Source organism: Sporolactobacillus terrae DSM 11697 (assembly GCF_000648615.1).
Lineage (GTDB): Bacteria > Bacillota > Bacilli > Bacillales > Sporolactobacillaceae > Sporolactobacillus > Sporolactobacillus terrae.
This window is the reverse complement of the sequence record NZ_JFZC01000039.1, coordinates 59,343-79,737: the sequence shown is the minus strand read 5'-3', so window position 1 is coordinate 79,737 and position 20,395 is coordinate 59,343. Positions and strand designations below refer to the sequence as shown.

17 protein-coding genes, 1 other RNA gene and 1 pseudogene are annotated in these 20,395 nt (G+C 46.5%); 5 read left to right on the top strand and 14 right to left on the bottom strand.

The features are described from left to right. Positions 1–8 precede the first annotated feature (8 nt). From pilM to pilO, 3 genes are all read left to right on the top strand, one after another. A complete protein-coding gene (pilM, locus tag AA84_RS0107720) occupies positions 9–941 on the top strand; it encodes a type IV pilus biogenesis protein PilM (protein ID WP_028976715.1) in 933 nt (310 codons plus the stop codon). Beyond that, positions 938–1,459 (top strand): hypothetical protein, encoded by a 522-nt coding sequence (locus tag AA84_RS0107715; protein ID WP_028976714.1) that lies wholly within the window; start codon positions 938–940, stop codon positions 1,457–1,459. The genes pilM and AA84_RS0107715 overlap by 4 nt, the downstream gene beginning before the upstream one ends. Positions 1,460–1,532: 73 nt before the next feature. Beyond that, positions 1,533–1,946 (top strand): type 4a pilus biogenesis protein PilO, encoded by a 414-nt coding sequence (gene pilO / locus AA84_RS0107710; RefSeq protein WP_160168709.1) that lies wholly within the window; start codon positions 1,533–1,535, stop codon positions 1,944–1,946. A gap of 71 nt (positions 1,947–2,017) precedes the next feature. Here the strand turns inward: pilO and ssrS are convergent. The 10 genes and pseudogenes from ssrS to AA84_RS0107665 form a co-directional block, all read right to left on the bottom strand. Further along, positions 2,018–2,204, bottom strand: a non-coding RNA gene (gene ssrS, locus AA84_RS18610) — 6S RNA. 56 nt (positions 2,205–2,260) lie between these two features. After that, positions 2,261–4,033 carry an aspartate--tRNA ligase gene (aspS, locus tag AA84_RS0107705; protein WP_028976712.1) on the bottom strand — a complete coding sequence of 591 codons (1,773 nt, stop codon included), beginning with the start codon at positions 4,031–4,033 and terminating at the stop codon, positions 2,261–2,263. Between the two features lie 24 nt (positions 4,034–4,057). After that, positions 4,058–5,317, bottom strand: a complete 1,260-nt coding sequence (gene hisS / locus AA84_RS0107700) for a histidine--tRNA ligase (RefSeq protein WP_028976711.1) — start codon at positions 5,315–5,317, stop codon at positions 4,058–4,060. Positions 5,318–5,925: 608 nt separating this feature from the next. Next, positions 5,926–6,372 carry a D-aminoacyl-tRNA deacylase gene (gene dtd, locus AA84_RS0107695; protein ID WP_028976710.1) on the bottom strand — a complete coding sequence of 149 codons (447 nt, stop codon included), beginning with the start codon at positions 6,370–6,372 and terminating at the stop codon, positions 5,926–5,928. Between the two features lie 16 nt (positions 6,373–6,388). Continuing rightward, positions 6,389–8,563 carry a RelA/SpoT family protein gene (locus AA84_RS0107690; RefSeq protein WP_028976709.1) on the bottom strand — a complete coding sequence of 725 codons (2,175 nt, stop codon included), beginning with the start codon at positions 8,561–8,563 and terminating at the stop codon, positions 6,389–6,391. A 331-nt stretch (positions 8,564–8,894) separates the two neighbouring features. Continuing rightward, positions 8,895–9,407, bottom strand: a complete 513-nt coding sequence (locus AA84_RS0107685) for an adenine phosphoribosyltransferase (RefSeq protein WP_028976708.1) — start codon at positions 9,405–9,407, stop codon at positions 8,895–8,897. 71 nt (positions 9,408–9,478) lie between these two features. Next, a complete protein-coding gene (recJ, locus tag AA84_RS0107680) occupies positions 9,479–11,809 on the bottom strand; it encodes a single-stranded-DNA-specific exonuclease RecJ (protein WP_028976707.1) in 2,331 nt (776 codons plus the stop codon). A gap of 59 nt (positions 11,810–11,868) precedes the next feature. Further along, positions 11,869–12,213 carry a LapA family protein gene (locus AA84_RS0107675; RefSeq protein WP_028976706.1) on the bottom strand — a complete coding sequence of 115 codons (345 nt, stop codon included), beginning with the start codon at positions 12,211–12,213 and terminating at the stop codon, positions 11,869–11,871. 23 nt (positions 12,214–12,236) lie between these two features. Then, positions 12,237–14,484 (bottom strand): annotated as a pseudogene (secDF, locus tag AA84_RS17425) (protein translocase subunit SecDF). A gap of 70 nt (positions 14,485–14,554) precedes the next feature. Further along, positions 14,555–14,842: a post-transcriptional regulator gene (locus tag AA84_RS0107665; RefSeq protein WP_028976705.1), complete on the bottom strand. Its 288-nt coding sequence runs from the start codon at positions 14,840–14,842 to the stop codon at positions 14,555–14,557. A gap of 249 nt (positions 14,843–15,091) precedes the next feature. Here AA84_RS0107665 and spoVB point away from each other — a divergent pair, with 249 nt between their 5' ends. Beyond that, the gene (gene spoVB / locus AA84_RS0107660; protein ID WP_028976704.1) at positions 15,092–16,645 is read left to right on the top strand and encodes a stage V sporulation protein B; all 1,554 of its coding nucleotides are present in this window, start codon (positions 15,092–15,094) and stop codon (positions 16,643–16,645) included. 7 nt (positions 16,646–16,652) lie between these two features. On the opposite strand, the gene AA84_RS18355 is transcribed toward spoVB, so the two are convergent. Continuing rightward, positions 16,653–17,147 carry a YetF domain-containing protein gene (locus tag AA84_RS18355; protein WP_028976703.1) on the bottom strand — a complete coding sequence of 165 codons (495 nt, stop codon included), beginning with the start codon at positions 17,145–17,147 and terminating at the stop codon, positions 16,653–16,655. A gap of 212 nt (positions 17,148–17,359) precedes the next feature. On the opposite strand from AA84_RS18355, the gene AA84_RS0107645 reads away from it, so the two are divergent. Then, on the top strand, positions 17,360–17,737 hold the full coding sequence (locus AA84_RS0107645; RefSeq protein ID WP_028976702.1) for a TIGR04086 family membrane protein: 378 nt from the start codon (positions 17,360–17,362) through the stop codon (positions 17,735–17,737). A gap of 53 nt (positions 17,738–17,790) precedes the next feature. On the opposite strand, the gene yajC is transcribed toward AA84_RS0107645, so the two are convergent. The 3 genes from yajC to queA are packed head-to-tail and all read right to left on the bottom strand — an operon-like array spanning position 17,791 to position 20,331. Further along, on the bottom strand, positions 17,791–18,114 hold the full coding sequence (yajC, locus tag AA84_RS0107640; protein ID WP_028976701.1) for a preprotein translocase subunit YajC: 324 nt from the start codon (positions 18,112–18,114) through the stop codon (positions 17,791–17,793). Between the two features lie 25 nt (positions 18,115–18,139). Continuing rightward, entirely contained in the window at positions 18,140–19,285 is a 1,146-nt protein-coding gene (tgt, locus tag AA84_RS0107635; RefSeq protein ID WP_028976700.1) for a tRNA guanosine(34) transglycosylase Tgt, read from the bottom strand. Continuing rightward, entirely contained in the window at positions 19,285–20,331 is a 1,047-nt protein-coding gene (queA, locus tag AA84_RS0107630; protein WP_028976699.1) for a tRNA preQ1(34) S-adenosylmethionine ribosyltransferase-isomerase QueA, read from the bottom strand. Before queA ends, tgt begins: the two co-directional genes overlap by 1 nt. Positions 20,332–20,395: the final 64 nt, after the last annotated feature.

Genomic DNA, 20,395 nt, shown 5'->3' with positions numbered 1-20,395 from the left:
TAGGAATGATGCTTGTGTTTCGACTCTTTCAAAATCATGCCAGCGTTGGATTAACTGTATCCGATTATGCGATTCGGATGGTACTTTCGCGCGGCAATGCCGACCTTCCTGCTGGTTTCACTTATCTTGAGAAGCCACTTGAGCGAGGTATTGTGGAAAACGGACGCGTTAAGGATGAACAAACCTTCACGGATTATTTAAAGGACATGGTTCGCGCGCTTAAAGCAAAGGGCAAGAAAACGTACTTTGCCATTCCGACATCCCAGCTTATCCTTCGCCAGTTTGATTTTCCCGGTGTCAAATCGGATTCAGAACTGCAAAACTACTTTTTCATCGAAATGGGAAATAAGATTCAACTTCCATTCGATAAACCGGTTTTCGATTTCCATGTGATTCAACGTGAAGCAACCGGAACCAATGTGTTGTTTATCGCGGCACCGGAACATGTCGTGCTGAAATACAGGAAACTGCAGTCCAATGCCGGTTTGAATCCGGTCAATGCCGAATTCAGCGCTTTAGGAATTGATCGCTGGGTGCAGCATTTTCACCCGGAAATTGCTGAGCAGCAGCGGATGTACGTGCACCTTGAAAACGAATCACTCTATGTGTCGATTTTTAGTGGCGACATTCCGATGTTTGTTCGCCAAGTCAATCTTGAAACAGCGGAATCGGATACGTTCTACCTCAATGCGGCGACGGAAATTGAACGAATGCTGAACTTTTATCAGTACAGCGTGCGCAAAGGTACTGACGAGGTTGCAATGATCTATTTATTTGGCGATCATGGGCATACCGCTCTGCTTCAGAATGCACTTCAAGCGCTTGTTCCGCAGGACGTGCAAAGCCTTGCGATTGACCGCGAAAAGATCAACTATTCTGAAACAATCAATGAAACGAGCATTCCTGCCGTCGGTCTTGCGATGAAGGAGGGGCTGAAATGATTGATATCAATCTTCTCCCCTACGAACGGAAAACGCCGAAAGCATTGATTTGCTTTGCGATCGTCTTTGCAGGGGTTTGCGTACTCACACTTGCCTTCTTTACTTGGTACACGATGAATTTAAGTGTCCAACTTCAGGCTGCGCAGAATCAAGAGAGCTATTGGAAAGCACAATCGGAGAAAAAAATCGCGAATGGGCGTACAAAATCACTTTCCACGATCAACGCGGTAAATCAAATTAAGAAAAATAAGCTCTCGATCTATGACTCGTTAACCATAATTAATGAACAATTGCCTAAAGGGGCAAAGGTAATCCGTACGGACATTGATTCAACAGGAAATCTCACAGCAGAATATCAGATTACTTCATTTTCCGATGCCGATTTATTTACATCGCGATTAAGAAATCAAACCTTTTCAAATGTGATCGCAACGAAAATTGTTAATTCCAAAACGTTCAAAAAGGGACAGGTTCACTTGTTTCTAAGTATGACGATCTCTAAGAAGAAGGAGAATTGATATGAGACAGACCTATATCGTTATTGTTGCCGCTGTTCTCATTGTCTGCTCTGGATTTGGATTTTTCTACTTTATGAAAATTATCCCTTTGAAAGAAAATCTTACTCTCACGCAAAGCTCTGTTCAGAATTACAAAGAAATGGCCGCCTTAACAAAAAAAAGCAGCGCTGATGGAGAGGACAATGCAATAAACGAAGAAACCCTGCCAAAGCAGCCAGAAATTGAATCCTTCTTTGTGAAATTCCAAGCTCAGGCTACGGTTCGTCAAGTGTACGTTGATACGATTACTCGAGTAAATAGAAGCCAAAATTCTTCCTTGAACGCGAACAGCTATACCATACAATTATCCGCAAAATCAACACAGGAAATTATAGATTTCATTTGTGATCTCGAAAAGATGGAACGCATCTTAAACATCACCCAATTTTCAATGCAAACCGGATCACAAGCATCATTGAGCTTAACCCTCTATTCAGCGAAAAAATAATCATCTATATAGTAAAAAAGCCGGAATACGGACCACATCTCCGTCATTCCGGCTTTATTTTTTCCAAAACAAAAAATCCCGAACGTGCCGTTGCAAAGCCGCAGATTTGATACCCGCAGTTATAAGCAGGTGGGTGTCCTGTCCCACAGTTCACGCGTCCCGAGCGCGGGCATGCGCTCCGAGTGAGAACAATCGAACTCCCTATCAAAATATGTTCGGTCAAAACATAACGACTTTAGACTAACACTTCAGGACTTTTTTCATTATCTTATGCATTCAGTTTAACATATCTTAACTTTTGCTTCAAGATTCCTTTATTTTAAGATGGTTGCCACGTCGAGATGCAGTTCGGCCAATTGAGCCAGGCTGACCTCGCTTGGTGCCTTGGTCAGCAGGTCGGACGCGCTGGCTGTTTTCGGGAATGCGATCGTGTCGCGCAAACTTGAACGGCCGGCGAGCAGCATCACAATGCGGTCAATGCCAAGCGCCATGCCGCCATGCGGCGGAACGCCGTATTCGAATGCGCTCATTAGAAAGCCAAACTGTTTTTCAGCACGTTCTTTTGTGAAGCCAAGTACTTTGAACATTTGTTCTTGCAAGTCGTGGTCCGAGATACGCTGCGAACCGCTGCCAAGTTCATAGCCATTAAGTACCATATCAAAGGATTGTGCACGTACACTGCCCGGATCGCTCTCGATCTTATCGAGGTCTTCAAGCACCGGCATCGTAAATGGATGGTGCTCTGCAACGTATCGGTGTTCTTCCTCGCTGTAGGAAAGCAGTGGGAAGTGCGTAACCCATAAGAAGTTGTAGGCAGATTCGTCGATCAGACCCAGCAGTTTGCCAAGATGCAGGCGCAGGGCGCCAAGGCTGTCGGCAACAATCTTCTTCTTATCTGCGACAAACAGCAGTAAGTCGCCCGGTTCAGCGTTCGTACGCTCAATAATCCGCGCCGTCAGTGCTTCATCAAAGAATTTGGCAATCGGTCCTTTCATGCCGCCTTCCTCAACCTTGAGCCAAGCCAGTCCCTTTGCGCCGTACGGGGAAACCACGGCGCGCAGGTCTTCGTCAACTTGTTTGCGCGAGAACTGTGCAGCAACGCCTTTCGCATTGATCGCTTTAACCAAGCCGCCTTTTTCCTGTACTTCCTTGAATACCTTCAGCGTGCTGTCCGCAGCGATGTCGGTGAGATCGATTAATGTCATACCGAATCGTGTATCCGGCTTGTCACTGCCGTACAGGTCGATGGCTTCGGCATAGGTCAAGCGTTTGAATGGACGCGGAATGTCAACGCCCTTGACTTCCTTCATGACACGCACGAGCATTTCTTCAATCATGTTTTGGAATTTGTCGATTTCAAAAAAGGACATTTCCATGTCGACCTGTGTAAATTCAGGTTGACGGTCAGCACGCAAATCCTCATCGCGGAAGCAACGTGCGATCTGATAGTACTTTTCAATTCCCGATGCCATCAGCAGCTGTTTGAATAGCTGCGGCGATTGCGGCAACGCATAAAATTCACCCGGGTGCACACGGCTCGGTACGAGGTAATCACGTGCGCCTTCCGGAGTGCTCTTGGTCAAAATCGGGGTTTCGACATCAAGAAAATCGTTTTCATCGAGAAAATCGCGCAATGTATGGGTAATCTTATTGCGAATTTTCAACGTTTCGAGCATTTCCGGACGACGCAGGTCCAGATAGCGATATTTCAAACGGATATCTTCAGAAGCTTCAATGTCGTCTTCAATTGGAAACGGCGGTGTTTTCGATTTATTCAGCAAGGTTATCTCGTTGATCATCACTTCAATCGTACCGGTTTTGATTTTCTCGTTCACGGCTTCTGGATCGCGTTTTACGACCTCACCGGTCACAGTGACACAATATTCGCTGCGCAGTTTATCTGCTTTGTTCCAAGCTTCTTGTGAGACTTGTGGGTTGAAGACAATCTGGACAACCCCTGACCTGTCGCGAAGATCGATAAAAATAACTCCGCCAAGATCTCTTCTTTTTTGCACCCAGCCGGCCAAGGTAACTTTCTTGCCGGCGAATGCCTCGGTTAATTCACCGCAATTTGTGTTGCGATACATGTCGTTCCCTCCATTTATATTGAATCAGATTTTTTCTTTAAGATAATCCGTTAAGTCCTTAAACGCGACCGCTTCTTGAGATCCATCAGCCATATTCTTAACTACTGCCTTTTCTTGTTCAAGCTCCTCATCGCCAACGACGACAACGAACTTCGCTTTATCGCGATCGGCTTGTTTGAATTGGCCTTTGACTTTACGCCCAATATAGTCTTTATCAGCGGTCAGCCCGGCCAAACGCAATCGGTTCAGCAGCACCGGTGTTTTTTGCTCGGCTGCTTCGCCGATCGCAACGACGAAGCAGTCAAGTGCCGGATCGGAATTCAAGGAGATGCCCTCAACGTCAAGGGCAAGCAGCAAGCGTTCAATGCTGAGCGCGAAGCCAATGCCCGGTGTTTCCGGCCCGCCAAGTTCGCTGACCAAACCATTGTATCTGCCGCCGCCCATCAAGGTCGTGATTGCACCTTGACTAGCTCCCATAATTTCGAAGGTTGTATGGTTATAGTAATCCAATCCACGGACAAGCGTCGGATCGAGTTCATAGTCGATACCCATCTCGTCCAAGATGGCTTTCACCTTGTTGAAATAGTCACGCGATGCATCATTCAGATAATCAATGATTGACGGGGCAGTCGCCATCAGTGGGTGATGATGATCCGCCTTGCAGTCGAGAATGCGCAGCGGATTCTTCTCAAGACGCTGCTGGCAGTCATCGCAAAATTCGCCAATGGACGGTTTAAAGTGGGCGATCAGTGCATCACGATGCGCTTTGCGGCTTTCCGGATCGCCGAGACTGTTCAAAACAAGCTTCAATTTCTTCAAGCCAAGGGTTTGATAAAAGGTCATTGCGAGCGAAATAACTTCTGCATCAATGGACGGATCTGCAGAGCCAAGGGCTTCGCAGCCAAACTGAGTAAACTGGCGGTTACGACCGGCTTGTGGACGTTCATAGCGGAACATTGGTCCTATGTAATAAAGTTTCTGTGGCTGATTGGGATCGCCGTACAGCTTGTTCTCAACATAAGCCCTAACGATAGAAGCGGTGCCCTCAGGCCTCAGCGTCAGTTCACGCCCACCGCGATCTTTAAACGAATACATTTCTTTTTGGACGATATCGGTTGTGTCGCCGACACCACGCTGAAATAAAGCGGTCGACTCGAACAACGGCGTCCGTAATTCTTTGTAGTTAAAGCGCGCACAGATTTCGCGCGCTGCTGCTTCGATCTTCTGCCACTTGAATGCATCTTCAGGCAAAACATCATAGGTTCCGCGGGGAATTTGTATCATTGCAGAATGTTCCTCCTTTAACTGTTTTCGCATGCTTAATCCTTTATTTTTCTCTGCTTAAAAGTACGGATGCTGGATATGAATAAATAAAAAGTCCCTTGTCCATCGGTGAGCCGACAGACAAGGGACGAATTAGCTTCGTGGTGCCACCCTCATTTAAAGCATTGAAATGCTTCCTCTCAAGAGCCGGTTAACGCCCGGAAACGGCTTTTCCTACTGTCCAATTAAAAAAAGTAAATCGGATGTTCAGTAAAGCACCTCTGAAGTGTCTATTTCCCGGGAACGATCGGCATACTTCCAGCCTCAGGCATGCCTTCTCTCTCGATCGATTGCTCCGAAAAACCTCTTCGTCACTGGTTTTGTTCGTCTTTTAATAGTACGTATCTTCCAATAAAATGTCAAGGTTTCGCGAATTTTTGTGCATCGAGCGGATTTCAAGTAAAACAGGGTTAGATCAATCCTTCTCAGTGCACGGTGCATATCACTCTGAGGTTGTAACCACGCATCGCAAAGTTATAACTCCCCCTGCAAAACGTGTAACTAATCACGTCATCGATGTAACCAATTCCTCATAAATAGCAAACAATTGGAACAATAAGTTACAGTAATTATTGATTTTTGCTCTCCACAATCAATGTGACCGGTCCGTCATTCACCAGAGATACTGCCATATCGGCACCGAAAACGCCGGTTTCGACATGAAGTCCATTCGCTCTGAGCCTTTCATTAAATGCGTGATAAAGCGGTTCGGCAATCTCGGGACGTGCTGCCTCGATAAAGCTCGGCCGTCTTCCTTTTGACGTATTGCCATAGAGAGTGAACTGCGATACTGACAGCACAGCACCACCCATTTCTTTAATTGAACCGTTCATTCTTCCACTCTCATCTTCAAAAATACGCAACCCGGTCAGTTTATCGGCAACATAACGAAGATCCTCTTCAGTGTCGCCGGTTTTAATTCCAACCAGAAGCAGCAGACCTTTTTCAATTTGACCGACCGTTTGGCCGTCGATGTCCACTTTTGCATGCTTTACCCGTTGTAACACAACTTTCATTGACACTTCATCCTTTTTATTGCATCACGCGCCGAACCGAATAAATATCGGGAATCCGTTTGATTTTCTCAACGACGCGATACAAATGATCGATATTGGTAATGGCAATGGTCATATGAATCGTTGCCACTTTATTTTTATCCGCGCGACCGGAGATTCCGTTAATGGCCGTATGTGAATCGGAGACACATTGCAACACCTCATTGAGCAGTCCATTGCGGTCATAGGCGGTGACTTCAATATCCACATTGTATTCTTTCGCCTTGGACTCGTTGTTTTCCCATTCAACATCCATAAGCCGATCATCTTCATGACTTATATTCGGACAATCCACTCGATGAACCGTGACTCCTCTCCCGCGGGTAATGTACCCGACAATCGCATCGCCAGGTACCGGATTGCAGCAGCGCGCCAAACGAACGAGCAGATTATCGACCCCTTTGACACGCACGCCCAACGAGGTCTTGCGACGATTCTGCGTATTTGGTTTGGGTTCGGAGAGCTGTTTCATCTTCTCCTCGGCATCTTCAGCCTCCGTCGGTTTACGCGTATCTTCCGTAAAACGGGTAAGGACTTGTTTGGCGGTGATGCCATTGTAGCCGATCGCTGCGAAGAGCTCATTTTCATGGGAGAAGTTAAACTTTTTGGCAACCTCCATGATCTTCTCTTCAGTCAAGTTTTCCTTAATGCTTATATTCTGACTGCGGCATTCTTTCTCCAAAAGTTCACGACCGTGTGCTACATTTTCCTGGCGCTGCTGCCGTTTAAACCATTGGCGGATCTTGTTCTTCACCGCCGAACTCTTTGCAATTTTCAGCCAGTCACGGCTTGGGCCGTACGAATGATTGGAGGTCATCACTTCAACAATATCGCCGGTTTTCAGCTTGTAGTCCAGTGGAACCATTTTGCCATTGACACGCGCCCCGACCGTTTTGTTGCCGATTTCAGTATGAATACGGTAAGCAAAATCAATCGGCACCGACCCAACCGGAAGTTCAATGACATCACCCTTCGGGGTAAAGACAAACACGGTGTCTGAGAATAAGTCCATTTTGAGCGTTTCCATGAACTCCTTGGCATCATCGGTTTCATTCTGATACTCCAGAATTTCACGGAACCAGGTGAGCCTGTCCTCAAATTTGTTATTAATGTTCTTAACTTTGCCTTCCTTGTAAGCCCAGTGTGCGGCGATTCCGTATTCCGCTACATCATGCATCTCTTCGGTACGAATCTGAACTTCCAGCGGATCACCTTTTGGACCGATGACCGTTGTATGCAACGACTGGTACATATTCGGCTTTGGCATTGCAATATAATCCTTAAAACGTCCAGGCATTGGCTTCCAATGCGTATGGATGATACCCAGAATCGCATAACAATCTTTGATCGTTTTGACAATAATACGTACCGCAAACAAATCATAGATTTCATTAAACTGCTTATGCTGGTTGACCATTTTGCGATAGATGCTGTAAATGTGTTTTGGCCGTCCGGACACTTCTGCAGGAATGTGCACGGATTTTACATAAGCCTTGAGATCCTCAACAACTTTGGCGATATACGCTTCACGTTCTTCGCGCTTTTGTTTCATCAAGTTGACGATCTTATAGTATTGCTGCGGCTTCAAGTAGCGGAGCGATATATCTTCCAGCTCCCATTTAATCGCTGAAATTCCCAGCCGGTTCGCGAGCGGTGCATAAATTTCAAGCGTCTCATTCGCTTTTTGAATTTGTTTTTCGTGCCGCATGTATTTCAGTGTGCGCATGTTATGCAAACGATCGGCAAGTTTTACAATGACGCAGCGCAGATCACGAGCCATTGCCACAAACATTTTCCGGTGATTTTCGGCCTGCTGATCTTCTTTCGAGGTATATTCGAAGTTTCTCAGCTTCGTCACACCATCGACAAGTTCTGCGACATTGTCTCCGAATTCCGCGCGTATATCATCAAGCGTAACCGGCGTGTCTTCAACGACATCATGCAGAAAACCGCTGACAATCGTAATGACATCCATGTTCAGTTGGACTAGAATACCGGCAACTTCGATTGGGTGAATGATATAGGGTTCGCCCGATTTGCGGACTTGTCCCTTATGCGCCTCATCCGCAAACCGGTAAGCTTCTTTGATTATTTCGATATCTTTTGCATCTAAGTAGGTCGATGCCTGCTGAATTAGTTCTTCCATCGTCATCGTATCATCACCTGTATGCCGATCCTCATTTCCCTTTTGAACCCAAATTGATGAGAGCCATTATTTTATAATTATAATTCAAACAAATCAGTTATCACGACCGATGATGGATGGCTTTTCTCCCAATCATCGAGACCTGTTAAACCTATTATCAAAGAATCAATAAAGATTGTAAAGTATTTGCTTATCTAGTGTTCCCTTTGAGAGAAATGAGAAACCCTATTTGTGCCAGTTTTCAGAATAACCGAGCAGATCTTGCCCGCGCTTTACGCTCAGTTTTTCTCTTCTGCGAAAAAGAGAGTGCCTGAAGTCAGGCACTCCGATTGTACGTTTAGTAGTTGATTAAAGACAGAACATCATAATCTTTAAGAAGCTCACTGCCGCCAAGTCCGGTCAATTCAATCAAAAAGGCAACCCCGGCAACAACGCCGCCAAGCTGTTCCACCAACTTAATCGTTGCTTCAATTGTGCCGCCGGTCGCCAGCAAATCATCGGTCACTAAGACGCGTTGCCCTGGCTTGATCGAATCTTTGTGAATACACAGCGTATCAATCCCGTATTCTTTTTTATAGGAAACTGTAGCCACTTCACGCGGAAGTTTCCCCGGTTTACGAACCGGTACAAATCCGATTCCCAAAGAATACGCCACCGGTCCGCCAATGACAAAACCACGTGCTTCAGGACCGACTACAATTTCAGCATTCTTGCTTTCAGCGAAAGCAGCGAGATCATTAATGGCCGCCCGATATACCGGTCCTTCCTCAAGAAGCGAGGTAATATCTCTAAAATTAATTCCCTTCGTCGGAAAATCCATGACCGACTTAATATAGTTTGCATAATCCATCTGACATGCGCTCCATTTCCATAAATGATCAATTCGGTGTTATTTCTTAAAGACCGCATTGTTGTCATCTCTCATTTGATGCCTTGCTTTTCGCTCTGTCTCAATTGTACAATCAGCCACTGTTTCACTTCGCTGATCGGTGCATAACAAAACCGTGCTTCCAAATCGCGCTGCGCTTTTTCCTTTCGGTAGAGTTCCGAGGAAGTCAGCGGCGCTTTCGCAGGTGAAGGAATTTCTGATAAAATGCCTTTCTCTATTTTAACAAAACCAAGTTCAAAAAACACCTGTGTCATCAAAGAAATCGATTGTTCGCTCCAACCCTTGTAACCGGCAATTTGCCGCATCATGTTGCGCAGTTCGAAGCGATGACGCTGCCGGATTAGTGCGTAATACCAAACAAAGTGATCGCGTTCCGGGAATGCGGAGAAATAATGATCACGAGAGTGATAGAAAATGCAATAGAAGCGGTTGAGCTGCGGATGCGTACTAAGGAATGCAGACAACTGCTCTTCATCATCGGGAAGATCTAATAATGCAACGACATGCCCTGAGAGCGTCATGCCGGATTCGTAGCGCATCACGTCGTCCAATTGGAAATGGGCGGCGGTGTCTTCTTGAAAAGTAAGCAGTGGGACGGATTCTGCGCGAAGCACCTGAAGTTTTTCCTGAAGATCGCGCAGAGCACGCCAATCATACACTTGCACGCCTTCCACACGCAAATCTCGGATCATGAGCTGCGCTTTGCGGAATCCATTCCACTCATTAATGCCCAGTTCGCCAACCGCAGCAAGTTCATCCGTAGGTGCGATTTTCTGTATCCATTTACCAAAGCCGAAACCGATGCCTTCGAGCTGCTTTTCGCTCCCCTTCAGCGTCAACTTAAGATGATCGTTATTCCGGCCAACTGTAGCAAGCTTCGCCAACGGCGCTTGTGGAATCAGGAATAGCGGTTTCGGATTGTCGGTTCCAAACGGAGCCAGCTTCGCTACTTCTTCGATCAGCTCGACAGAAAGATCATCTACTTTAGCGGTACCGTCAACCGTCAGTTGCGGAATGAGCTCTTGTGCATCCAGCATATGGTTCGCTTGCTCGTTAAATGCTGCACGAAAGTGATCAATCTCTGTTTGGGCAAGAGACAGTCCGGCCGCCATTTTGTGTCCGCCGAATTGAATCAAATGATTGCTGCACGCCTTCAGACCTTCATAAAGATTAAATCCTTCGATACTACGGCCGGATCCCTTCGCAATCCCTGTTTCTTTGTCAATGCTGAGAATGATCACCGGACGATAATACTTGCCGACAATTTTAGATGCTACAATGCCAATAACACCCTGATGCCAGGCTTCCCCCGAAAGAACAAGGGCTTTGCTGCCCTGATCCATATAAGTTGCTGCTTGTTGGTCTGCTTCCTTGGCAATCTGATCGACAATCGACCGGCGTTGCTGATTCAACGCATCAAGCCGCTCCGCCAGCATAACCGCCTCATCCATGTCCTCGCTCAGGAGCAAATCAAGTGCTTCTGCAGCATCCGTCATGCGGCCGGCTGCATTTAATCGCGGTCCCATTTGAAACCCGATCCCATCACTGTCAATAGGACCGGCACCCGACGCTTTTACCTTCAGCGCATCAATGCCGGGTAGCGATCCTTCGTTGATTTTTCTCAAGCCCTGAGCAGCAATCAGCCTGTTTTCATCGATAAGCGGAACAAGGTCGGCGATTGTACCGATCGCAGCCAGTGCGACCCACTGCTCATCAAAAACAGCTGTGTCACAAACCGCTTGTGCCAATTTAAGCGCGACGCCTGCTCCTGATAATTCCTTAAACGGGTAAGGACAATCCGTTTGTTTCGGATTCAGTATGGCGTACGCCTCGGGCAGCTGTTCCGGCGGCTCATGATGATCGGTGATGATGTAATCAATCCCCATCCGTCCGGCACATTCTGCAGGATCAAACGCAGCAATTCCCGAATCCACAGTGACGATCAGTGTGATGCCATCCTTCTTTGCCTGCCGGGCAGCGCCGATATTCGGCCCATAGCCGTCTTTAAAGCGATTCGGGATATAGGAAGTGACATCCGCTCCGCATGCGCGCAGCGCTCGTGTCAAAATCGCCGTTGACGTCACACCGTCCGCATCGTAATCGCCAAATATCCGTATCCGTTCCCCGGAAGCGATCGCTTGCTGTATACGTGATGAAGCCTCGCGCATTCCTTTCATGATCATAGGATCATAGAATTTCATCTCTTCTTCGTGCAAGAAAAGCTGGGCCTCTTTTGATGCTTCGATGCCGCGAGCAACAAGCAAACGTGCCGTCATCACAGAAATATGCAGCGACTCAGAGAGCCGCTGCACCTTTTCTTCATCTACTTCTCTTATCTTCCAACGATTGTTTGATTCAAGCACCCGCCTTAGCGCCTCCCTTATTCAAACCGGTTCCTCGCTTCAGCCGGATTTTTTTATCATCATTTTGACCGTCGATTTCCTGCGCGTGTCTCATTCGCTGCAGCTTCTTCGCCGCCCAGATCCACCTTCAAGCGTTCCGAATCCTCCGGATGCAGCTCAATCATCCGTCTTAGATCACGCTCAAGTTTGGTGATCCGGTGACGCTGTTTGTAGATTGGCGGATAAGTAAATAAACCGATCAGTACAGCACCAATCAGGACCGAACCGATAATGACAAGAATTAGCGGCAGATGTACATTGCCAAATAAAAAGCTGAACTTGACTGAATCCACATTAGCAATCGAAAACAGAACAATGATCAGGATAAAAATAAGGATCAGCAGAATCTTCCACTGTTTCTTCATTTGCCGCGCCCCCATTCCTTTCATTAATTTTGCGGTTGTGTTGAAACCGTTCTTCTTCTTTTGCGTCGCTTCAAATAGTTAACTTTCAACACGGCCCACAGTGGACAAGCAATACAGATGGACGAGTAGACACCACAAAGCAGTCCGACAAACAAGGCGATCGTAAACGTGCGAATCGATTCGCTGCCAAAGATCAAAAGAAGAACAACTGGAATTAGCACGGTAATCACGGTGTTCAGTGATCGAGTCAGTGTCTCACGAATACTCAGATTTACGATATCGCCGAATTCTTCGATTGTGGACAGCCGCTTTCTGCTTATTTTTATATTCTCGCGTACGCGGTCAAACGTAACAATCGTATCGTTAATCGAATAACCGATAATGGTCAAAATTGCTGAGATAAACAAAATATCTACTTCGATATGCAGCAGACTGAACACGGTCACAATGAAGAAGGCATCATGAATCAGCGCCAGCACTGCTGTTAGTCCTTGCAGAAATTCAAAGCGCACCCATACATAGATAATGATAAAAACAGAGGCAATGATCAAGGCATACAAACCATTCTTCGCCAAATCGCGCCCCACTTGAGGCGATACGGTGCTTACGTTCGGTTCAATACCAAACTGATCCTTCATTTTGCTCTTTAATTCCGCAATTTGATTATGATCCAATTCTTTGTTGATGCGCACCGTTGCGATGTTATTGTGCGTACCGGAAAGCACCGGTCGTTCCGGTTCATAGTTCATTGCGCGAAACGCCTTGTCCACTTTTTCTACTGAAATCGGCTGCGTGCTCTGCACGTCAACCCGTGTTCCGCTTGAAAAATCGATACCTAGGTTCAACTTAAAAATAAAGAGTGAAACAATCCCCAGAATGATCAATGCAACGGAAATCGTGAAAAAGAGATTTCGGTGCTTCATAAAGTCCAAACGGTCGTAAAATTTATTGTAATGTTTGTAGTTCATCTTATCATTTAGATCCACGGATATCACTCCTCTTCACACCGAACAGCCATGGGTGATTATCAAGTGCATGACTGTGAACCAGCAAGCCAAGCAAGATGCGCGCACCGTAAACAGACGTCACAAAAGTAACCACATTACTGATCAGCAACATTACGGCGAAGCCCTTCACCGCGCTGACACCAAGTACGAACAGCACCGCTGCGGCGATAATCGTTGTCAGATTGGCGTCAACAACAGTCGGCAGTGACCGTTTGTTCCCTGCTTTAAATGCAGAAAGCACGGTCTTCCCGCCCCGCAATTCATCCTTTATTCGCTCAAGTGTAATGATGTTGGCATCAACAGCCATGCCGATACCAAGGATCATCGCGGCAATTCCCGGCAAGGTCAGCACTGCCTGCATACCAACGAATACGCCCATAACGACAGCCATATAGATGACGAGCGTCAGGCTGGCAATCAGTCCGCCCAATCGATAGAACAACAGCATGAACAGCATGATTGCCGCAACAGCGATTGCACCGGCATAGATCGTTTCTTTCATGGAATCTTGTCCAAACTGTGCACCCACTGAAGTGGAATAGGTTTCGACAAGACGAACTGGCAATGACCCGGAATTAAGCAAGTCTTTCAGGTCGTTTGCTTCCTGTACCGTAAAACTACCGGAGATCTCTACATCCGATGTATTCAGCTCCTGACTTACAGAAGGCGCTGAAATAAACTTATGCTTGTTTTTGGCCGCTTCCTTTTCATAGGAATCACCCTTTTGGTAATCCATCCAAATGACAAGCACGTTATTTGGATAATAGCCGGTGATTTTCTTTGTGACACTGGCGAATTTAGACGGATCCTTTAATTGGAGGGTTACTTTCGGTTTGTTCATCTCGTCAAAAGCAACCTTCGCTTTGCCCGGAACCAAGTCGGAACCGTCCATCATCAGTCGGTCTTTGTAATCACGAAATTCCAGCTTTGCGGTTGTCGACAAGAGTTCCCGCGCACGCTGTTCATTTTTAACGCCGGGGAGCTGAACGCGAATTCGATTCCCATTTTCAATTGAAATATTCGGTTCGCTGACACCCAGTACGTTGATTCGTTTATTAATCGATGCGACCGCATTACTCATCGCTTCATTGTCAATTTTTTGACCTGATTTAAGCGGTTTGACCTGATACAGTACCTCGAATCCGCCTTTCAGATCAAGTCCTAAATTCACGTTATGTATGATGGGTTTTACTGAAAAAGCAATGATGATACCCAACACAATCAATAGCGCAAAAAAGGAAAAGATCGGTCCTTTTTTAACCATTGTTCAAGCCTGCTCCCTTCTCTTTATCCGAGCTCCGGTTCTTACGGAAAATACCTGTATACGCGGCTGCTTATTTAAACAGCGACTGGTCAATAGCTGTTGAACTGTTTTTAAACATATCGACGCGCAATTTGTTCATGTAGTCGTTCACGGTCAGTGCCATCACTGCGGCAACGACTTCATGAATCCGTTCAGGCTTGTCCGTTTTCTTTTTTTCCAGAGATTCTTTTACAAATTGCCAGAATTCATCCATTTTCAAATGATTCAGTCCGAGCAAATGAAATTCATTTAATTTGCTACGCAAAAACGGCTCAATGGTGATCCGCCATTTTTCCATATCGTTCCGTTCATCCGGCATGTCGATTCCTCCCATAATGCATATAATAGCATATTTAAGAAGCAATAAAAAACAGAATGTGTGAAGTCGCTGCTCTTTTCCTGATGTGTTTCACCCTTTCCTAGAAAAAAAGAAGACGGCTTGTCATGCTTGACCATCTCCTTCGCATATACTCCTCATAGACCGCGTGCAAATAAGAAGTTGCATGCACGTATCCTTTTTTCCCCACTACTGAGATTCATTAATTTGCACGTAAAGGCAGGTCCGATCATGACACGACAATCATTCTTAAAAGGATCCTTTATACTAATGACAGCTGGACTCGTCACACGTATTCTCGGCATGATTAACGGGATGGTTCTAGCCCGTGTGATCGGCGATGAAGGCGTCGGACTCTTCATGATGGCATTTCCTGCCATGCTGCTTGTGGTGACGCTAACCGAATTGGGGCTCCCTGTTGCCATATCCAAATTAGTCGCTGAAGCACAAACCTTCGGCAATTACCGAAAGATCAAACTGGTGCTTGGTTGGTCGCTTGCGATTGTCGGTGTCATCAGCGTCGTCCTCACAGCAATGATGCTGCTGTTGATCCCAATCACCGCCAAGTTTCTGTTCGCCGATACGCGGGTTGTCTATCCGCTGCTCGCAATCACACCGGTCATTCCAATTGTCGCCGTCAGCTCAGTGCTGCGTGGTTATTTTCAAGGAATACGCAACATGAAACCCTATGCCTACTCAGGGATTGTGGAACAGGTGGTGCGGATCTCGCTTGTTGCCACTCTAGCCAATCTTTTGATGCCTTATGGCGTTGCTTACGCGGCAGGAGGCGCAATGGTCGCTGGCTCCGCGGGTGAGTGTGCTTCACTGATGTACATGCTCTATGTATTTAAACATGGCGAAGGAATCAAGTTAAAGCGGCCAAAACAGAAAGCGCTGAAGGGCACCCGTGAAGTACTGCGCGATCTGCTTCGGATTGGCCTGCCAACTATGGGCAGCCGCTTAATTTCTTCGCTTGGCAATTTCCTTGAACCGATGATTGTCTCTCATGCCTTAGTCATTGCCGGCTATTCAATTGCACAGTCAACGCAATTGTACGGGCAGTTAACCGGATATGCGATGACATTGCTTCTGCTGCCTAGCTTCATTACGCATGCACTGCACGTCTCGCTGGTCCCGGCGGTCAGTGAGGCCTATGCGCGCCAGTCTTTTCGTATGATCCATTATCGGCTGAATCAAGCGCTGCGCATCGCAATGGTCACCGGCGGTTTATCTGTTGTCGTGACGTATTGTTTTGCTGAACCACTCATGACGATTATCTACAGCTCGCCGGAATCCGCGCAATTTCTTTATCTAATGTCGCCGTTCTTCATGATTTTTTATTTTCAAGCACCGATGCATGCTGTCCTTCAAGCACTTGATCTAGCTAAAGCTGCAATGTACAACACATTGACCGGAGCGGTTGTCAAAACCATCATGCTGTTTCTCCTGACTTGCCGACCTGAGTTCGGTATAAAAGGAACAGCGCTTGCGATCTGCACCAACGTCGTTCTTGTGACGGTTTTGCATGCTGCCGTGATGTTTAAAAAAATCGGATTCTCATTGATTATTCGCGATTATATTCGGACGTTTCTGCTGATCGCTTGTACTGCTTATGCAGCAAATATATTGACACATCATGCCCTGCTTGGCTGGTCACTTCTTCCAAGAACGGTCGCATTACTGGCCTTGATCAGCATCTTGTACCTCGTACTCGCTTCTTTTCTCGGACTCGTGCAAAAGGAGCAAGTGAGCCAGCTCCCGCTGATTGGCAAATGGTTTAGTTAAATTAAATTTAATGCAAGTATTTCTTTAAATCCATGTAGAAATTGCCCAATGAGTCCATGGTCAAGTAATTGACTTGATGAATATTGCGGTAGCCAAATTTGCGCAGTTCTTGTCTGAGCCAAAATTGCGTCTTTCCAATCTCTGTTAAATGATCGTGCCGTATTTTACCATTTTCAATCAGCGAGAGTCCAATTCTCGGCGGCCCATAGGAGCGAGGCTGTGGTTCTGCTTTTTTGATCGGATCAGAACCCTTAATAAAATGGGCGAGGTATGCAGGCCAGAATCGCATGTGCTCAATGAGCAGAAGGATGATAAATGGAACAAGCATCGGCAGCAGCGGATGATCTGGAAAGGCAACGGCAACAACAATAAGATTAGCTGCTGCAAAAATCAAAAGTTGCTGCAATGCGCTGAGTTCCGATATTTTTTTGGATAAGATATTGTGAAACCCTATAGCAATCATTAAACTCAGACAGACCATACGAATGACCGATGTACCCATGCCCATCCCCCTCTCGAATAAATTCAATCGATATATTTATTATGAGCAAAGGAACTGATTTCATGAATTGGATCGGTCATGAAAGCGAACTTGTCCGAATAAGATTTATTATCAGGAATTCGGAGGCCGCACGCGACTTGTCGGCCGGTGTGCGGTCCATCAGCCGACAAGATCTGCTTTTCCTGTAATCCTTATATTCGGAGGTGATCACTATGTCTAGAAATTGGCTGAGCGCCGTTACGTACGGCATGATCGCAGCGATTGTGATTGTCCTTGCTTCAGCATTTCTGCTCGCATCGCTGCTTCGCTTTACATCATTTGCTGAATCAAACGGGTCCATTCTTCCGATTGTGATTTCACTCGTTGCTCTGTTTGTCGGCGGGGTCATTGCCGGGGCAAAATCAAAAGAAAAAGGACTTTTGATCGGCACCTTCACCGGTCTAGCGTATTGTCTGTTCAATCTTTTTTTTCAATATCTCGGGCTGGATCAGACGCCTGGAGTCAATCAGTACTTGTTTCTGATCGCCAACATTGCCGCCTCGGCACTTGGCGGTGCGATTGGTGTCAACTTGTTTGCGTCGAAACACTGAATCGGCATACGTATGAAAAAAGCGGCCGTAATCCGGCCGCCTTTTTCCGTTCATTATTTCTTTTCCGTTTCAGTATCGTTTTCAGTCTTTTTATCTTTGCCTTCTTCAATCTTTTCCGGTTCCGGAGCATTTGCTTTTTTCAGTACCGCACGAATCGCGTTACGTTCAAAAGTCAGCTTACCTGCTCCGCAACGCAATGTAGCTGTTTGATCATCGAGTGAATCGATCGTTCCTTGAAGCCCGCCAATGGTTACGATCTTGTCCCCTCTTGAAAGAGAAGACTGCATTTGTCTGGCTTCTTTCGTTCTTTTTTGCTGCGGGCGAATTAACAGAAAATAGAAAATCGCCACGAACAATAACAAGAAAATGATTTGCATTGATTCAAATCGTCCCTTCTACACCTCAAAAGTTTTTTGCACCCGGTTTATTAAACCCGTACGACTCAAAGAATGACGCTTTAAGTTCAAGCAGTCGATCTTCTCTGATCGCAGATCGGACACGCTTCATTAATTTTATCAGAAAATAAAGGTTATGGTAAGTGGTTAAGCGAAATCCAAAGGTTTCATTCGCTTTTACAAGATGCCGGATATAGGCACGTGAGTAATTCCGGCATACTTTGCAATCGCATGATTCATCGATCGGACGAAAATCGTGAGCGAATTTCGCATTACGGATCACGAGCCGGCCATGCTCAGTCATACATGTTCCATTACGGGCAATGCGTGTTGGAAGCACACAATCAAACATATCGATACCGCGAATCACGCCGTCAATCAGCGAATCCGGAGAGCCAACGCCCATCAAATAGCGTGGCTTATCCGCAGGAAGCAGCGGCGTTGTATAGGTCAGCATTTCGTTCATCTTTTCCTTGGGTTCACCAACCGATAGTCCGCCGATCGCATAGCCGGGAAAATCAAGCGACGTAAGATCACGCGCCGACTGCATGCGCAATGCTTTGAACCCGCCGCCCTGAACAATTCCGAAAAGCGACTGACGGTCCGGATTGACATTGGCTTCGAGACAGCGTGCGGCCCAACGGCTTGTCCGTTCTACAGATGCTTTCATATAGTCAAACGATGAATCAAACGGCGGACACTCGTCGAAAGCCATCATGATATCAGAACCGAGTGCATTTTGAATTGCAATCGACTTTTCAGGAGACAAGAACAGCTTTTCCCCATTCAAATGATTGTGGAAATGAACACCTTCCTCTGAGATATCGCGCAGCTTGCTGAGACTGAACACTTGAAAGCCGCCGGAATCGGTTAAAATACCTTGATCCCAATTCATGAACGGATGGAGACCGCCCGCTTCCTGAACAATGTCTTCACCTGGTCTCAGCCAAAGATGATAGGTATTGCTCAAGATGACCCCGGCACCCATTTCTTTTAATTCTTCCGGACTCATCGTTTTCACCGTCGCCTGCGTGCCTACGGGCATGAACATCGGTGTATCGAAGGTCCCGTGTGGTGTGTGCAGCTTGCCAAGCCGCGCGCCTGTCTTTTTATCTGTTTTAATTAATTCATAAGTAACTGCAGGTTGACTCATTAATGGTTAATTCCTTCCTCAATAAACATAGCGTCGCCAAAACTAAAGAAACGATACCGTTCTTTTACCGCCTCGCGGTACGCCTTCAGAGTAAAATCACGTCCGGCAAACGCACTGACCAGCATAATCAACGTCGATTTTGGTAAATGAAAATTGGTAATCATCCCGTCAATGGCGCGATAGCGAAAGCCCGGATAGATAAAAATATCGGTCCAACCCGAACTTTCTCTGAGCTGACCATCGTATTTAGCCGCGATCGTTTCCAGTGTGCGAATCACAGTCGTTCCGCAGGCAATGATTCGCTTGCCTTGCATGCGGGCTTGGGTCAGCGTATCGGCAGCCGCAGCGGTCATTTGGTAAAATTCAGCGTGCATCGTGTGTTCTTCAATCTTGTCCACTTTAACCGGACGGAACGTGCCCAGACCGACATGCAGCGTGATAAAGACAACATGTACACCTTTTTTTTCAATGTCGGCCAACAATTCTTTTGTGAAATGCAAGCCTGCTGTCGGAGCGGCAGCAGAACCGCGGTGCTTTGCGTAGACGGTTTGATACATATCCGGATCATCAAGCTGTTCTTTGATGTAAGGAGGCAACGGCATCTTGCCCAGCTCATCAAGAACCTCATAAAAAATGCCCTGATAGTGGAATGTGATCATGCGCCGTCCTTCATCCAGTTCCTCAACGCATTCGCCGATGAGTTTGCCATCGCCAAATGAAACGCGCGCTCCCTTATGAACACGTTTCGCTGGTTTGGCCAAGCATTCCCAGCAGTCGTCTTCCTTTTGTTTTAGCAGCAGCAATTCAATTTTTGCGCCGGTCTCTTCTTTATGACCGATCAACCGTGCCGGTAATACTTTCGTGTCATTAAGCACGAGGCAGTCACCGGGATTCAGGTAATCGATGATTTCGCTGAATGTATGATGATGGTTAATCATGTCTTTATTTGGATTAAGCACCATTAAACGTGATGCGGCGCGATCCTTCAGCGGGGTCTGCGCAATTAATTCTTCAGGTAAATCATAATCAAAATCAGATAAATCCATATCAGCACTCTCTTTCATTTCCAGAATGCCGCACACGCAGTGGATAAAGTGCGTTCTGCTGCCG

Excerpts from the sequence above, each read along its gene's own strand:
- pilM (WP_028976715.1), top strand. The coding sequence starts at position 9 with ATGCTTGTGTTTCGACTCTTTCAAAATCATGCCAGCGTTGGATTAACT.
- AA84_RS0107715 (WP_028976714.1), top strand. The coding sequence starts at position 938 with ATGATTGATATCAATCTTCTCCCCTACGAACGGAAAACGCCGAAAGCA.
- pilO (WP_160168709.1), top strand. The coding sequence starts at position 1,533 with ATGAAAATTATCCCTTTGAAAGAAAATCTTACTCTCACGCAAAGCTCT.
- aspS (WP_028976712.1), bottom strand. The coding sequence starts at position 4,033 with ATGTATCGCAACACAAATTGCGGTGAATTAACCGAGGCATTCGCCGGC.
- hisS (WP_028976711.1), bottom strand. The coding sequence starts at position 5,317 with ATGATACAAATTCCCCGCGGAACCTATGATGTTTTGCCTGAAGATGCA.
- dtd (WP_028976710.1), bottom strand. The coding sequence starts at position 6,372 with ATGAAAGTTGTGTTACAACGGGTAAAGCATGCAAAAGTGGACATCGAC.
- AA84_RS0107690 (WP_028976709.1), bottom strand. The coding sequence starts at position 8,563 with ATGACGATGGAAGAACTAATTCAGCAGGCATCGACCTACTTAGATGCA.
- AA84_RS0107685 (WP_028976708.1), bottom strand. The coding sequence starts at position 9,407 with ATGGATTATGCAAACTATATTAAGTCGGTCATGGATTTTCCGACGAAG.
- AA84_RS0107675 (WP_028976706.1), bottom strand. The coding sequence starts at position 12,213 with ATGAAGAAACAGTGGAAGATTCTGCTGATCCTTATTTTTATCCTGATC.
- AA84_RS0107665 (WP_028976705.1), bottom strand. The coding sequence starts at position 14,842 with ATGCCGGATGAACGGAACGATATGGAAAAATGGCGGATCACCATTGAG.
- spoVB (WP_028976704.1), top strand. The coding sequence starts at position 15,092 with ATGACACGACAATCATTCTTAAAAGGATCCTTTATACTAATGACAGCT.
- AA84_RS18355 (WP_028976703.1), bottom strand. The coding sequence starts at position 17,147 with ATGGGTACATCGGTCATTCGTATGGTCTGTCTGAGTTTAATGATTGCT.
- AA84_RS0107645 (WP_028976702.1), top strand. The coding sequence starts at position 17,360 with ATGTCTAGAAATTGGCTGAGCGCCGTTACGTACGGCATGATCGCAGCG.
- yajC (WP_028976701.1), bottom strand. The coding sequence starts at position 18,114 with ATGCAAATCATTTTCTTGTTATTGTTCGTGGCGATTTTCTATTTTCTG.
- tgt (WP_028976700.1), bottom strand. The coding sequence starts at position 19,285 with ATGAGTCAACCTGCAGTTACTTATGAATTAATTAAAACAGATAAAAAG.
- queA (WP_028976699.1), bottom strand. The coding sequence starts at position 20,331 with ATGGATTTATCTGATTTTGATTATGATTTACCTGAAGAATTAATTGCG.